Here is a 13,475-nt window from a genome sequence, read left to right as displayed (position 1 = left end):
ACGTTCATGTTGTCTGCCTCTGCCACCAGCCTTCGACGGCGGTTTCAAGTCGGCCGCGGATCGCATCATCCGCAACCGCGTTCAGGGCCTCCGCCAGAAAGGCGCGGACCAGGATGGACCGTGCCTCGGCATCCGGAATGCCGCGGCTGCGCAAATAGAACATCTGCTCGGCGTCCAGCTCACCCACCGTGGCGCCATGACTGCACTTCACGTCATCGGCGAAGATTTCCAACTCGGGCTTGGAGTCGACCTCAGCGGTCGGCGACAGCAGCAACGCCTGGTTCATCTGGTAGCCGTCGGTCTTCTGCGCATGGCGAGCGACCTCGATCTTGCCTTGGAAAACCCCGCGGGAGCGGCCGGCAAGCACATTCTTCACCGTCTGGCGTGACGTGCAGTTTGGCGCGGTATGACCGACAACGGTGGTGAAGTCGCCATGCTGCGATCCATTTAGAAGCTGTGCCGCATTCAAGTGTACAGTGGCACCCGCGCCGGTCAGGTCGGCGTGAACCTCGGTGCGGGACAGACGGGCACCCAGGTTCAGCGTAAAGCTGTCGTAGGTTCCACCGGCTTGCACGTCAGCATAGGTGGTGGAGACATGAAAGGCGGCACTGGCTTCGTCCTGCAGTCGTATATGCGTCAGGTGCGCGCCATCCGCGACATGGATTTCCGCCACCGTATTCAGCAGGTAGGTGCCTTGGCCGGCGGAAACTTCCACCAGTGTCAGCCGGGATCCGGGGGCCATGCGAATGCTGTGACGAGGGTGAAAATCAGCGTCGCTGACCGCAATGCTGACGAGTTGCAGCACGCCGGCATCCTGACCAGCGGACACATTCAATGTCACGCCATCCATCGCGAGCATGGTATTCAACGCCACCATGGGCTCCCGGTCCGGCCACGTCAGGGTGCCGAAATCCGGATGATCGGCGAAGCGGCTGACGCTCAAGTTCGTCATGTCGCGCAAAAGCGTTGATGGCGCCCCTTCGCCCGCCACAACGGCCGAAGAGGGCAAATGAGACAGGTCCATGCGAGGTTTGCCATCGACAAAGACGATGCGAGGCGCGTCTAGCAGTGGCAGGCCCGCAAGGATCGTTTCGGCCTCATGCCGCGGCGCCGTATCGGGCATGAAATTCGCCTCGGCGACCGGACGCAGGCTGGTATATTTCCAGGCTTCGATCCGGCGTTGCTGCGTCCCGCCGGGCAAGCCGGCAGCACGAAACGCAGCAGCGGCGGCGGCCCGAAGAGCGGAATCGCCCGGCAGGCGGCCGATCAGGTCTTCATACCGCTGCAGGAACGTGGCGGCGCTCATGCGGCCTCCGCGATCAAGCTGGCGTAGCCGCTCGTTTCCAGGTCCTTGGCCAGATCAGGGCCGCCGGTGCGAACGATACGGCCATGCAGCAGGACATGAACACGGTTCGGCACCAGATGGTCCAGCAGCCGTTGATGATGAGTGATCACCAGTGCGGAAAAATCCGGGCTGCGCAGCGTATTGACGCCATCGGCAACGATCTTCAGCGCATCGATATCGAGGCCGCTGTCGGTCTCATCCAGGATCGCCAGCTTCGGGCGCAGCAGCGCCATCTGCAGGACTTCGTTGCGCTTCTTCTCGCCGCCGGAGAAGCCCACATTGACGTTGCGCTTCAGCATGTCGTCCGGCATTGCCAGCCGCTTGGTTTCAGCCCGCGCCAATTTCAGGAACTGCACCGCATCCAGTTCATCCTCGCCGCGCGTGCGCCGAAGCGCGTTCAGCGCGGTGCGGAGGAAGTTGGCGTTGTTCACGCCAGGCAGTTCGATTGGCGCCTGAAATGCCAGAAACACGCCGGCGGCGGCGCGCTGTTCTGGTTCCATGCCAAACAGGTCAACGCCCCTGAACGTCGCCGTGCCGCCGGTCACGGTGTAGTCCTCACGTCCGGACAGCACGTAACCAAGAGTGGATTTGCCTGAACCGTTCGGACCCATCAGGGCATGCACTTCCCCGGGAGGCACCGTCAGGTCGATACCATTGAGGATCGGCTTGTCGCCGATCGACGCCGTCAGGCCGCGAATTTCCAACATCCGATTTATCCCACAGATCCTTCAAGAGACACAGCCAGGAGCTTTTGCGCCTCCACGGCGAACTCCATCGGCAGTTCCTTCAAGACATCCTTGCAGAAGCCGTTGACGATCAGGCTGACAGCATCCTCCTCCGACAACCCACGCTGACGGCAATAAAACAATTGATCGTCGGCGATCTTCGAGGTCGTTGCCTCGTGTTCTACCTTCGCCGTCAGATTGCGGCTTTCGATATACGGCACGGTATGCGCGCCGCACTGGTCACCAATCAGCAGGCTGTCGCACTGGGTAAAGTTGCGCGCGTGCGCCGCACTTGGCAGCATCCGCACCAGACCGCGATAGGTGTTGTCCGACCTGCCGGCGCTGATGCCCTTGGAAATGATCGTGCTGCGCGAGCCTTTGCCGATGTGGATCATCTTCGTTCCAGTATCGGCCTGCTGATGATTGTTGGTCACCGCGACCGAGTAGAACTCACCCACGCTATCCTCGCCATGCAGTACGCACGATGGGTACTTCCAGGTGATCGCCGACCCTGTTTCCACCTGCGTCCAGGAAATTTTCGAACGCGCGCCGCGGCAGGCGCCACGCTTGGTCACGAAGTTGTAGATGCCGCCCTTGCCGTTGGCATCGCCGGGATACCAGTTCTGCACGGTGGAATACTTGATTTGGGCGTCGTCCAGCGCGACCAGTTCGACCACCGCCGCGTGCAACTGATTTTCGTCGCGCTGTGGTGCGGTGCAGCCTTCCAGATAGCTGACATGGCTGCCGACGTCAGCAATGATCAGGGTCCGCTCGAACTGCCCGGTGTTGCGGGCATTGATGCGGAAGTAGGTCGACAACTCCATCGGGCAGCGCACGCCCTTGGGAATGTAGACGAAGCTGCCATCGGTGAAGACGGCGCTGTTCAACGCAGCAAAAAAGTTGTCGCCCGTGGGCACGACCGTGCCGAGGTACTGCTTCACCAGATCGGGGTGCTCGCGCACCGCCTCGCTGATCGGGCAGAAGATCACGCCGGCCTTGCGCAGGGTTTGCTGGAATGTCGTGGCGACGGACACGCTGTCGAACACGGCATCGACCGCGACCTGCCGGTCTTCCACGCTATCCGGATCGACGCCGGCCAGCAACGCTCGTTCCTTGAGCGGAATGCCGAGCTTTTCGTACATTTTCAGGAGTTCGGGATCGACTTCATCCAGGGTCTTCGGCCCGGCCTTCTTCTTCGGCGCGGCATAATAGTGCAGGTCCTGGTAGTCGATCGGCGGATGGTCGACGCGGGCCCAGTTCGGTTCTTCCATCTTCAGCCACGCGGCATAGGCCTTCAGCCGCCACTCCAGCATCCAGGCCGGCTCTTCCTTGCGGGCGGAGATCAGCCGGATGATGTCCTCGTTCAGCCCCTTGGGCGCGAAGTCCATCTCAATCGTGGTCTCGAAACCCCATTTGTAGCCGGACTGGGTGACGGACTGGAGGGTGTCAAGTGTTTCGGCAACAGCGGTCATTGGCATGGCGTCCTATTCGGCGGCCGGCAGGGAAACGGCGTTTGATGCGTGGGCAGCCTTGGCGGGCACCCGAAAGATCGACGGAATGGCTGAGACCTGCATATCGGCCAAGGTTATCAGGGACAACGCCGTCCGGATCGCATCGTTCACCGGATCCCACCGCCCACGCATGGGGCAGAGACCAAGTGACTCGCATTCGGTGGCGGAGCCATCAACGCAGGCAGTCAGCGCGATCGGTCCATCAATCGCGGCGATGACGTCGGCAACCGGGATGTTCGACAGGGTGCGGTTTAGCCGATAACCGCCGCGCGCGCCGCGCTGCGAGGTAACCAGGTTGCTGCCCGCAAGAATTTTTAGCACCTTGGCGACCGTCGGCTCCGGAATGCCGGTAGCCGCGGCAATACCAGGGGACGTCTGGACGCCGTCCAGGCGGGACAGGCGCACGAGCACCACGACGGCATAGTCAGTGAGCTTCGAAAGCCTGAGCATGGCGTGCGAACCCTCGCGAACGACCGGTTGGGGATAAAGGACCGATGTAGTCCTGATTGATGGGAAGTGGCGTACCCAACGAGCAGCGTCAAGGGGTTCGTCGCCTTTGGGTGGGTATTTTCCCAGCCGCCGTTGAAACAGGTAATCCTGCCGAACGGGGGCTGAGCGACGACCCAACCCACGCCTGTTTCGGTTGCCTGGCCAGCCGGCATGCCGGGTTCACAATCACCGCTGACTTGTCTAGCGTTAGCCGCTTCGCGTTCAGGAGAAAATCAATGCCAGGTATGATGGAAGGCAAGGTTGCGGTCGTCACCGGGGCCGGTGGAGGCATCGGACGAGAGATCGCGATCATGATGGCGGCCGCGGGCGCCCGCGTGATCGTGGCGGACATCGGCGCCTCCCTGACCGGAGAGGGCGGATCGGCCAGCCCGGCTGAACAGACCAAGCAGATCATCGCGCAGAAAGGCGGCGTCGCCGAAATCTGCACCGAGTCCGTCGCGGCCTGGGGATCAGCACAAAAGATCATCCAGGCGGCGCTGGATCATTTTGGCCGCATCGACGCCGTGGTCAACAACGCCGGCATCCTTCGCGACGTGATCTTCCACAAGATGACCGAGGATGACTGGCTGTCCGTCATCGCCGTGCACCTGAACGGGTCCTTCTTTGTCTCCCGCGCCGCGGCCGAACACTACCGCAAGCAGGAGAGCGGCACGTTCGTGCACATGAGCAGCACATCCGGCCTCATCGGCAATTTTGGCCAGGCCAACTATTCCGCCGCCAAGCTCGGCATGACCGCGCTATCAAAATCAATCGCGCTGGATATGCAACGCTACAACGTACGGTCAAACTGCATCGCGCCGTTCGCCTGGAGCCGGATGACCAGCTCGATCCCCGCGACGACGCCGGAACAGCAGGCGCGGGTAGCGAAAATCCAGCAGATGACACCCGACAAGAACGCACCAATGGCGGTCTACCTGTCTTCGAATGCATCCGAGGGCGTGACTGGTCAGGTGTTTGGTTGCCGGATGAACGAAATGATCTTGTTCAGCTCGCCCCGCCCAATTCGCATTGTGCACCGCGCCGATGGTTGGACGCCCGAGAGCATTGCCGATCATTGCATTCCAGCGATGAAAGCCGCGTTCATGCCGTTGGACCGCTCGGGCGAAGTGTTTGGTTGGGATCCGCTGTAACGAGTTGCCTGCGTAACAAGAACTGCCCCGTCATGGCCAGATCTGGCCATGACGGGAAAAAACGGCAGACGCTTTCGGAAGCGATGTCCTATAGCCCCGCCTGGCTGACGAACTTGGTGTTGAGATAGGCTTCGATCGCCTCGGATCCGCCCTCGGAGCCATAACCCGAATCCCGTACACCGCCGAACGGAACCTCCGGCAGCGCCAAGCCATGGTGGTTGATCGACATCATGCCAGCTTCCACCGCGGCGGCAATTGCATTCGCTGTCCTTGCCGACCGCGTATAGGCATATGACGCCAAGCCGTATGGCAAGCGGTTCGCCTCGGCCACCACATCATCAAAGCTGCGGAACGGCGTGATGATAGCCAAGGGGCCAAAAGGTTCCTCGTTCATGACGCGCGCTTCCAACGGTACGTCTGTCAGCACCGTTGGCTCGAAGAAGTTGCCCTTGTTGCCGATGCGGCTGCCACCGGTGCGTACCGTCGCACCCTTCTGCATGGCATCGCCAATCAGGCTCTCCATCGCGTTGATGCGACGCGCGTTCGCCAACGGGCCCATTGTGGTGCCGGCCTCCAAACCGTCGCCGACCTTCACTGTCTTGGTATGAGCAACGAACCCCTCGACAAACTGGTCATAGACCCTTTCCTGCACCAGCATCCGGGTCGGCGAGACGCAGACCTGGCCGGCATTGCGGTATTTCGCGCCGGCGAGCAGGCGGCTCGCGCTGTCGATATCCGCGTCATCAAATACAATCGCCGGTGCGTGGCCGCCGAGTTCCATCGTGATGCGCTTCATGTGCAGTCCAGCCAGCGCCGCCAACTGCTTGCCGATCGCGGTCGAGCCGGTGAACGACATCTTTCGGATGATCGGGTGCGGGATGAGATATTCCGAGATCTCCGCCGGGACACCATAGACCAGGTTGATCACGCCAGCCGGCACCCCGGCATCGGCGAAAGCGCGGACCAGTTCGGCGGGTGAGGCCGGCGTTTCCTCCGGCGCCTTGACAATGATCGAGCAGCCGGCTGCCAGTGCGGCGGAAAGTTTCCGCACCACCTGGTTGATCGGGAAATTCCATGGCGTGAAGGCCGCGACGGGACCAACTGGTTCCTTGATCACGAGCTGGTAGACGCCCTCCGCTCGCGCGGGAATAACGCGGCCATAGGCCCGCCGAGCTTCCTCGGCGAACCAGTCGATAACGTCGGCGCCGGCAAGCACCTCCAGCTTTGCCTCCGGCAGCGGCTTCCCCTGCTCCAGCGTCATCAATCCAGCGATCGCGTCCGCCCGTTCGCGCAGGATGTCGGCGGCCTTGCGCATGAGCTTGGAGCGTTCAAAGGCGGAGACTTTCCGCCACTGACGAAAGCCCCTGTCGGCAGCGTCCAATGCGCGGTCGAGGTCAGGCCGATCGGCATGGGCAACGCTGCCAATCGGTTCACCAGTGGCCGGATTGACGACTGGTATGGTGCGACCCGCGACGGCGTTGGTCCAGGTGCCGTCGATGAAAAGCGAAACGTCGGCGTACATGTTCATGCCCTTTGCTGGCGGACTACGGTGCCTCTTGTGACCCACTTGCTGTGACTCGACTGGCAGATAGGTCTACCGCAAAGGCGTTACCAGTCCATCGTCGCTAGCTGGGGCCGTCGTCACTCGGGTGCATCGTCAACCGAGTCAGATGACGCTGGCGGCAAATGGACGTCGGCAGCAAGATTCCCGCTAGCTCTTCATCGCGCGTTGCCACGCCGTGATGTGGTTCGGGATTTCAAGGCGTTCTTGATCAGGCGGGGTGCCTTGTAAAGGCGTCGTCGCTGCGAGGCTTTTTGCCGCTGCCCTTTGCTGAGATGAAGGCATGCTCGTCAACATCGGCGTCGAACGCCTTGGGCGAGCAGCATATCGGCCGATGTCGTCGGGATCGGCTGTTTGCCATTTCGACTTGGTCATCGGTCTGACCGCCGGGGCCGCGTTGCTTCTGAAAAACCAGGTTCGAAGCAAGAGTCTTATGACGACATGGTGCCGGGTGAGGGACTTGAACCCCCGACCTTCGGTTTACAAAACCGCTGCACTACCGCTGTGCTAACCCGGCATGGTGTGCCGCGACGGATACCACATGCAGCATCGCCTGATCCGTATATAACGTTTGCTGCGAGCTAGATGAAACTGCCTTGCTCAGCGAGCGTCGATACGACGAGCCCGTGCTTTCTGCAAGCCTGGAATGGAATGGCTGTCACTGGCTGTTGAAGCCCAAACAAGGCTGACTCCGGGCATCGGCATCCCCGGCCGGCTGGTCTTGCTACATCACTCTCACACCTCACCGGCCGGCCAAAATGCCGTCGCGGTTGTTTGCGGAAACCGCAACGCGATAAAATCTCGTGCCAGCTGTCCCGCGCGAGTCGCACCAAGCAGCTTCGAAGAGTCTTGGTCCAATCAGGCCTTACCCCCAGCCGGAGTGATCCCATGCCCGCCAACGTCGCCAGCAGCGTCCTTCACATGGTGCCGCCCAGGTGAGCGTGCCGCGCCCCGGTCTGCCGGTCGCCACGATCAATGCATCGCCGCCCCAACTCAAACCCGCTCGGCCGGAGGCCCGAGCCATTCATGCATCAGGCTTCGACCGCATCGGTCAGGACTTCTACGCCACTCCATCCTGGGTTACCGAAGCACTGCTTGGGCACGTTCGCTTGCGCGGCCCGGTATGGGAACCCTGCTGCGGCGATGGCGCGATGTCCGCCGTGCTCGGGGCGCACGGCCATGATGTGATATCCACTGACATCGTCAACCGCGGCTTCGGCACCGCCGGTGTCGACTTCCTCAGTTGCCGCGAGGTGCCAAGGGGCTGCCGAAGCCTGGTGACGAACCCGCCCTATGGCGATTCCGGCTCGCAGGCGGCACAGTCGCGATCACCCACCGCCATGCTGGGCTTTCTGCGCCACGCACTGATGCTGACCGCTTCCGTTCAAGGCCAACTCGCGCTGCTGGTGCGCCTGCAGTGGATTGCCGGTCGAAGAGCATCCGCCATGATGTCCGCCGCTCCGTTCGCCGCCACCGTGGTGCTGACGCAGCGCATCCGGTGGTTTGATCGGGGCGAGGACACTAAGGCGGCACAGCACCACCACGCCTGGGTTGTCTTCGACCATGCCCATCCGCCGGGGCAGCCTCCGGCGATGCTCTTCGCCTGACCCGCGCAGCAGCTTGATGCCATGGAACCCGCACCCTTGGCCCGCCGTTCGCTGGCCCGGATTGATCAACAGCCCAGCTTTCTTTGGCGCTGATTGCCAAGCTGGGCCAAGCGCACCACGTAGCTCGCGCCACTATGTTAGCCGGACATTCACCATGCGCGGCAGCAACCGCGCGGGCGGCCTGCCGTTAGCGGTTCATAGCAAGGAGCCGCCCATGCAGAACCCACCATCAGCTCCGTTCGACACCCTGTTGCTGGACCGGCTGATGGAAGCAGCCGGCGTGGACCTGCTGCTGGCGACATCAAAGCCGAATGTCCAGTACCTGCTCGGCGGACACCGCTCCGGCTTTTTCGAGCACGCCGACGCGATCGGCCTCAGCCGCTATCTGCCCATCGTGATCTACCCGAGGGGCAGGGCAGACCAGACCGCCTATATCGGCCACAAGATGGAGACATTCCAGCAGGAGGTCAGTCCACTTTGGGTTTCGGCGGTTCGTACTGCATCCTCGGGCTCCGGCGATGCGATGCGGCAGGCTGTCGAGTTCATCAAGACCGCCGGCCTGCCCGCCCGCCGCATCGCCGCCGAGCTGGGCTTCCTGCCGGCCGATGCGTTCCAGGTGTTGCGCGATGGCTTCCCTGGCAGTCAGACACTGGACGCGCTGCCGGCACTGGAACGTCTTCGGGCTCGAAAGCGCCCGCACGAGATCGACAAGCTGCGACTTGCCTCCGACCGCGTCATCGATGCCATGCTCGCGGTCATCGCAGGCCACGGCCCGGGGACGACGAAGCATCAGCTTGTGGAGGCACTGCGGCGCGAGCAGGTGATGCGCGGTCTGGACTTCGATTACTGCCTGATCACCGCCGGTTCCAGTCTCAACCGCGCGGCTTCGGATCAGCCTTGGCAGGCTGGCGAGATCCTGTCGCTCGATTCCGGCGGCAACTTCCAGGGCTATATTGGCGACGTTTGCCGCATGGGCATTCTGGGTGAGCCGGACACTGAACTTGTCGACCTGCTGGGCGAGGTGGACGCGATCCAGCAGGCAGCGTTCCAGGCGGTTCGAGGCGGCGTCCCCGGGCAGACGATCTATGATCTGGCGGAGGCGGTGCGGCGGCGTTCGCCGCACGCCGGCGACATTGCCTTCCTTGCCCATGGCATGGGGCTGGTCAGCCACGAGGTGCCGCACCTGACCGCTACCGGGCCGGTGCCCTATCCGGCCGAGGATGCCGACCGCCCGCTCGATTCCGGCATGGTGCTGTCGATCGAAACCACCCTGCGTCATCCGCGGCGCGGCTTTATCAAGCTGGAAGACACCGTCCTGGTCCGCGAACAGGGACACGAGATCCTGGGGGCCGCTGGACGCGGCTGGAACCGCGGCAATACCCGCAGTGCCGCGGCGGCTCGGTCAATCGCCGCGTGAAAAGGCACGACGGCTGACGGTCAGGCCTTCGTCGCGGCTGTCCGCGACCGCTGAACGCACGCCCGGCTGCGATAGGAATTTGGTCACAGCGGAACCGAGCATTCGATCAAGGTTGCCCGGCTGGCTTTTACAACCTGCGTCGATCCCATAACAAAGCTGCACGGGCAAACGACTATCAGCCGTTGCGGAATGTGTAGCTGTAACCGTTCAGCGCGGGCGCGCCGCCCAGGTGAGCGTAAAGGACTTTGGAGCCTTTCGGGAAGAAGCCCTTCCGCACCAAGTCGATCATGCCTTGCATCGACTTCCCCTCATATACCGGGTCGGTGATCATGCCTTCCAGCCGGGCGGATAGGCGAATTGCTTCCACCGTCTCCTTGGAAGGTACGCCGTAGGCCGGGTAGGCGTACTCCTCCTGCAGCACGATATCGTCCGCGGTGATCGGCTTGCCGCCGACTAACTCGGATGTCTTCCGCGCGATGTCGAGCACTTGCGCCTTGGTTTGCGCCGGGGTGCGGGAGGCATCGATGCCGATGACGTTGCGTTCCCGCCCGTCCGCGGCAAATCCGACAACCATGCCGGCATGGGTTGAGCCGGTGACCGTGCAGACGATCACATAGTCGAACCGAAGTCCGATCTCGCGTTCCTGCGCGCGCACCTCCTCGGCAAATCCGACATACCCCAGGCCGCCGAATTCGTGCACGGATGCACCGGCCGGAATGGCGTATGGCTTGCCGCCTCTGGCTTTCACTTCCGCCAGCGCGCGGGTCCAGCTCTCTCGGATGCCGATGTCGAAGCCCTCGTCAACCAGTTGCGTCTCGGCGCCCATGATCCGGGACAGCAGGATGTTGCCGACCCGGTCGTACACCGCATCCTCGTGCGGTACCCAGCTTTCCTGGATGAGCAGGCACTTCATCCCGATCTTGGCGGCGACGGCCGCGACCATGCGCGTGTGGTTGGATTGCACACCGCCAATCGAGACCAGCGTGTCCGCGTGGCGCGCGATTGCGTCTGGGACGATGTACTCCAGCTTGCGCAGCTTGTTGCCGCCGAATGCCAGTCCTGAGTTGCAGTCCTCTCGCTTGGCGTAGATTTCGACATCGCCGCCGAGATGCGCGGTGAGGCGAGACAGCTTTTCGATCGGGGTAGGTCCAAAGGTCAGCTTGTAGCGGGCAAACTTGGACAGCATCGCGGCCGGGATCCTCGTGGTGACGATGCACCGAAGCCTAGCAAAGTGGCCGCTTCCCACCAAACCCGGCGGTCGATGTGCGGAAAACCAGGGTTGATGCACCCGGGATGCCTGCGCTCGAATTAGGGCCGGAGGCGGCCATCGGATTGCAACAGCCGGTGCATCTGTTGATCCGCTGACAGCCCGCCCTGTCCGCGGTTACAGGAAAGTCGCTGAATCGAACGTTCGGGTCTGTCGCGACCGAATCGCGCGCGGCAGGGCGGCGGGTCCATCGTCAAGTCTTGCGCAGGGCTGCCATCGCGGGCAGGCGAAGCGCACCATGTGGCAACGTATGTAGGAACGGCGATAGGTTTACAATCAACGGACCTGACTGCGGCGCCTTTGACGGCTGGGACGCTCAGGCCGCCGCTGCTTCCGCCATCCCCATCCGCTGCTTGCGCAGCAGGTCGCGATACAGGCCCGGCCGAGCCGCCAGCATGGCGGGGGGACCGTCATCGACGATATGGCCCTTGTCCATGACGATGATGCGGTCGAAGCTTTGCAGCGTGGATAGCCGGTGAGCGATGGCAATCACGGTGCGTCCGACCATCAGCCGGTCCAGCGCCTGCTGGATCGCCTGCTCGGATGTAGTGTCCAGCGCGCTGGTCGCCTCGTCCAGCAGCAGGATCGGCGCGTTCTTCAGCAGCGCCCGCGCGATTGCCAGGCGCTGCCGCTGTCCGCCTGATAGTTTCACCCCGCGGTCGCCAACCATGGTTGTAAATCCGTCAGGCAGCGCCTCGATGAAGTCACGGCAGTGCGCTGTCTCGGCCGCGGCCAGCACCTCCTGCTCCGTCGCGTCGGGACGCGCGTAGCGAATGTTGTCCATTACCGTGCGATTGAACAGGGCGATGTCCTGCGGCACGATAGCCATCACGGTGCGCAGGCTTTCCTGTGTCACATCACGGATATCGTGTCCGTCGATGCGGATGCGGCCGTCGCCAATCTCGTAGAAGCGCTGCAGCAGCGCCATGACGGTGGACTTTCCGGCGCCCGAGTGGCCGACCAGTCCGACGCGTTGCCCCGGCGCGATCACCAGATCAAAGTCTTCCAGCACTGCCTCTCTGCCCGCGTAAGCAAAGCTGGTGTGCTCGAACGCGACCGCGCCGGGACCCAGAGGCAGCCGCTGGGCATTAGGCCGATCGGGCAGTTCGTGCGGGATCAGCACCGCATCGATGGCTTCCTCCAGCCGAGCGACATGCTGGGTTAGGTCGACCAGTGCGACGGCGAGGTCGCGGGTCCCGTGCAGAATGCCCAAGGCCAGCGTGGTGATCAGTACCAGATCGCCCACGCTGGCCTGACCATGCTGCCACAGCAGAATCCCCCAGGCGATCACGCCCGCGGTCAGCAGCGCGGTCAGCAGCGCATGCACCATGCGTATATGCTCAAGGTAGTACAGGCTGCGCCGGCGCGATGCCATCTCGATGGCCATGGTGGCGCCGATCCGCGCCTGCTCCCGCAGCGTTGCGCCAAACGCCCGAACGACGCCGAAGTTGCCGATGACATCGACCAGTTCGCCGTCCACCGCGGCGGCTTTTTCGGCATAATCAATGTGCAGGTCGGTGCCGCGGCGAGCAAGGCCGAAGACCAGCACCCCCAGGATCGCCGACACACCGGCCAGAACTGCGGCCAGCGTCAGGTTGACCCAGCCGATGAAGCCGATCGACAGGGCAACCCCGATGATCGGCGGCATTACGTTCCAGGCCCCCGTGGTTTCCAGCGTAAAGGCGGCGTTCGCGGTGGCGCTGATCCGGCTGGCCAATCCGCCGGGCAGGCGTTCAGAGAAGTAGCTCGGCGAATGGCCGGACAGATGTCGAAACAGGTCGCGGCGGATGTCGCCGGTTACCCTGATGAAGTTGCGGTGCGCCGCATATCCTCCCACACGCCATGCCAGGTTGTCCGCCCCAACCAGCCCGCAGAGCAGCGCGAAGGCGCCCCATACCCAATCCGGTCTCGTATCTCGGCCGGTTGAGACGATATCGATAAGGTGCTTCACGCCATATTGCGATGACACGCCGCTCGCCACCGCGATGATGACAGACAGGACCACCGTCAGATGCCCGCCGGGATGACGCCGCATATAAGAAAACAGAAACACCAGCGGCCGGCCGCGCAATGCCGGCAAGTCGAAATTGTGCGGAGCAAATGACCCTGGATCACCAAGGCCAGAGGGAGCGCCAGAGGGGCCGCCAGGGAGAGCGCCAGAACAAGGGTTGGAGGCAGGCGGCGCGGCGCAGGCTTCTAGGTCCGACTGAGTGTAGGCTTCTCGGCTATGCCCCATGATGGCGGCGTGCTCCTGTCTTCGGGAAAAGGATGCCGACCCGGACGCATGGATGTGGTTTCGCGGCGGGCTGGTTTCGGAGTGACTGAGTTTTATTTCGGGACAGGAAGTCAAGGGTGGCCAGCGAGCCGCCGATTTTTCGCCACATTCAAAATCTATAACTGAC

The 13,475-nt window shown here is 62.8% G+C and carries 11 protein-coding genes and 1 tRNA gene; 3 read left to right on the top strand and 9 right to left on the bottom strand.

The annotated features are described in order from the left end of the window. Positions 1-4: 4 nt before the first annotated feature. Genes sufD through ACQY4S_RS25410 form a run of 4 tightly spaced genes read right to left on the bottom strand, consistent with a single transcriptional unit; the run spans position 5 to position 4,031 of the window. Positions 5-1,306, bottom strand: a complete 1,302-nt coding sequence (sufD, locus tag ACQY4S_RS25425) for a Fe-S cluster assembly protein SufD (RefSeq protein ID WP_428487959.1) — start codon at positions 1,304-1,306, stop codon at positions 5-7. After that, complete coding sequence (gene sufC / locus ACQY4S_RS25420; RefSeq protein WP_428487958.1) at positions 1,303-2,052, bottom strand: Fe-S cluster assembly ATPase SufC; 750 nt, start codon at positions 2,050-2,052, stop codon at positions 1,303-1,305. The genes sufD and sufC overlap by 4 nt, the downstream gene beginning before the upstream one ends. A gap of 5 nt (positions 2,053-2,057) precedes the next feature. Further along, entirely contained in the window at positions 2,058-3,542 is a 1,485-nt protein-coding gene (gene sufB, locus ACQY4S_RS25415) for a Fe-S cluster assembly protein SufB (protein ID WP_428487957.1), read from the bottom strand. A 12-nt stretch (positions 3,543-3,554) separates the two neighbouring features. Next, positions 3,555-4,031: an SUF system Fe-S cluster assembly regulator gene (locus tag ACQY4S_RS25410; protein ID WP_428487956.1), complete on the bottom strand. Its 477-nt coding sequence runs from the start codon at positions 4,029-4,031 to the stop codon at positions 3,555-3,557. A 275-nt stretch (positions 4,032-4,306) separates the two neighbouring features. Here ACQY4S_RS25410 and ACQY4S_RS25405 point away from each other — a divergent pair, with 275 nt between their 5' ends. Beyond that, a complete protein-coding gene (locus ACQY4S_RS25405) occupies positions 4,307-5,221 on the top strand; it encodes an SDR family NAD(P)-dependent oxidoreductase (protein ID WP_428487955.1) in 915 nt (304 codons plus the stop codon). Positions 5,222-5,309: 88 nt separating this feature from the next. On the opposite strand, the gene ACQY4S_RS25400 is transcribed toward ACQY4S_RS25405, so the two are convergent. The 3 genes from ACQY4S_RS25400 to ACQY4S_RS25390 all read right to left on the bottom strand — a co-directional run bounded on the left by ACQY4S_RS25400 (position 5,310) and on the right by ACQY4S_RS25390 (position 7,299). Continuing rightward, positions 5,310-6,743 carry an NAD-dependent succinate-semialdehyde dehydrogenase gene (locus tag ACQY4S_RS25400; protein WP_428488500.1) on the bottom strand — a complete coding sequence of 478 codons (1,434 nt, stop codon included), beginning with the start codon at positions 6,741-6,743 and terminating at the stop codon, positions 5,310-5,312. 189 nt (positions 6,744-6,932) lie between these two features. Continuing rightward, positions 6,933-7,157 (bottom strand): hypothetical protein, encoded by a 225-nt coding sequence (locus ACQY4S_RS25395; protein ID WP_428487954.1) that lies wholly within the window; start codon positions 7,155-7,157, stop codon positions 6,933-6,935. 67 nt (positions 7,158-7,224) lie between these two features. Beyond that, positions 7,225-7,299 (bottom strand) — tRNA-Thr (locus ACQY4S_RS25390). A gap of 418 nt (positions 7,300-7,717) precedes the next feature. On the opposite strand from ACQY4S_RS25390, the gene ACQY4S_RS25385 reads away from it, so the two are divergent. Together ACQY4S_RS25385 and ACQY4S_RS25380 are read left to right on the top strand one after the other, a co-directional pair. Next, the gene (locus tag ACQY4S_RS25385) at positions 7,718-8,389 is read left to right on the top strand and encodes a hypothetical protein (RefSeq protein ID WP_428487953.1); all 672 of its coding nucleotides are present in this window, start codon (positions 7,718-7,720) and stop codon (positions 8,387-8,389) included. 214 nt (positions 8,390-8,603) lie between these two features. Then, positions 8,604-9,806 carry a M24 family metallopeptidase gene (locus ACQY4S_RS25380; RefSeq protein ID WP_428487952.1) on the top strand — a complete coding sequence of 401 codons (1,203 nt, stop codon included), beginning with the start codon at positions 8,604-8,606 and terminating at the stop codon, positions 9,804-9,806. A gap of 175 nt (positions 9,807-9,981) precedes the next feature. On the opposite strand, the gene ACQY4S_RS25375 is transcribed toward ACQY4S_RS25380, so the two are convergent. Both ACQY4S_RS25375 and ACQY4S_RS25370 read right to left on the bottom strand, forming a co-directional pair. Further along, entirely contained in the window at positions 9,982-10,992 is a 1,011-nt protein-coding gene (locus ACQY4S_RS25375; RefSeq protein WP_428487951.1) for a 1-aminocyclopropane-1-carboxylate deaminase, read from the bottom strand. 397 nt (positions 10,993-11,389) lie between these two features. Next, positions 11,390-13,153, bottom strand: coding sequence for an ABC transporter ATP-binding protein (locus ACQY4S_RS25370; RefSeq protein ID WP_428487950.1), 1,764 nt, complete (start codon positions 13,151-13,153; stop codon positions 11,390-11,392). Between the last annotated feature and the right edge of the window lie 322 nt (positions 13,154-13,475).

The organism is Rhodopila sp. (genome assembly GCF_965276935.1).
Lineage (GTDB): Bacteria > Pseudomonadota > Alphaproteobacteria > Acetobacterales > Acetobacteraceae > Rhodopila.
This window is presented reverse-complemented; position numbering and strand designations above follow the sequence as displayed.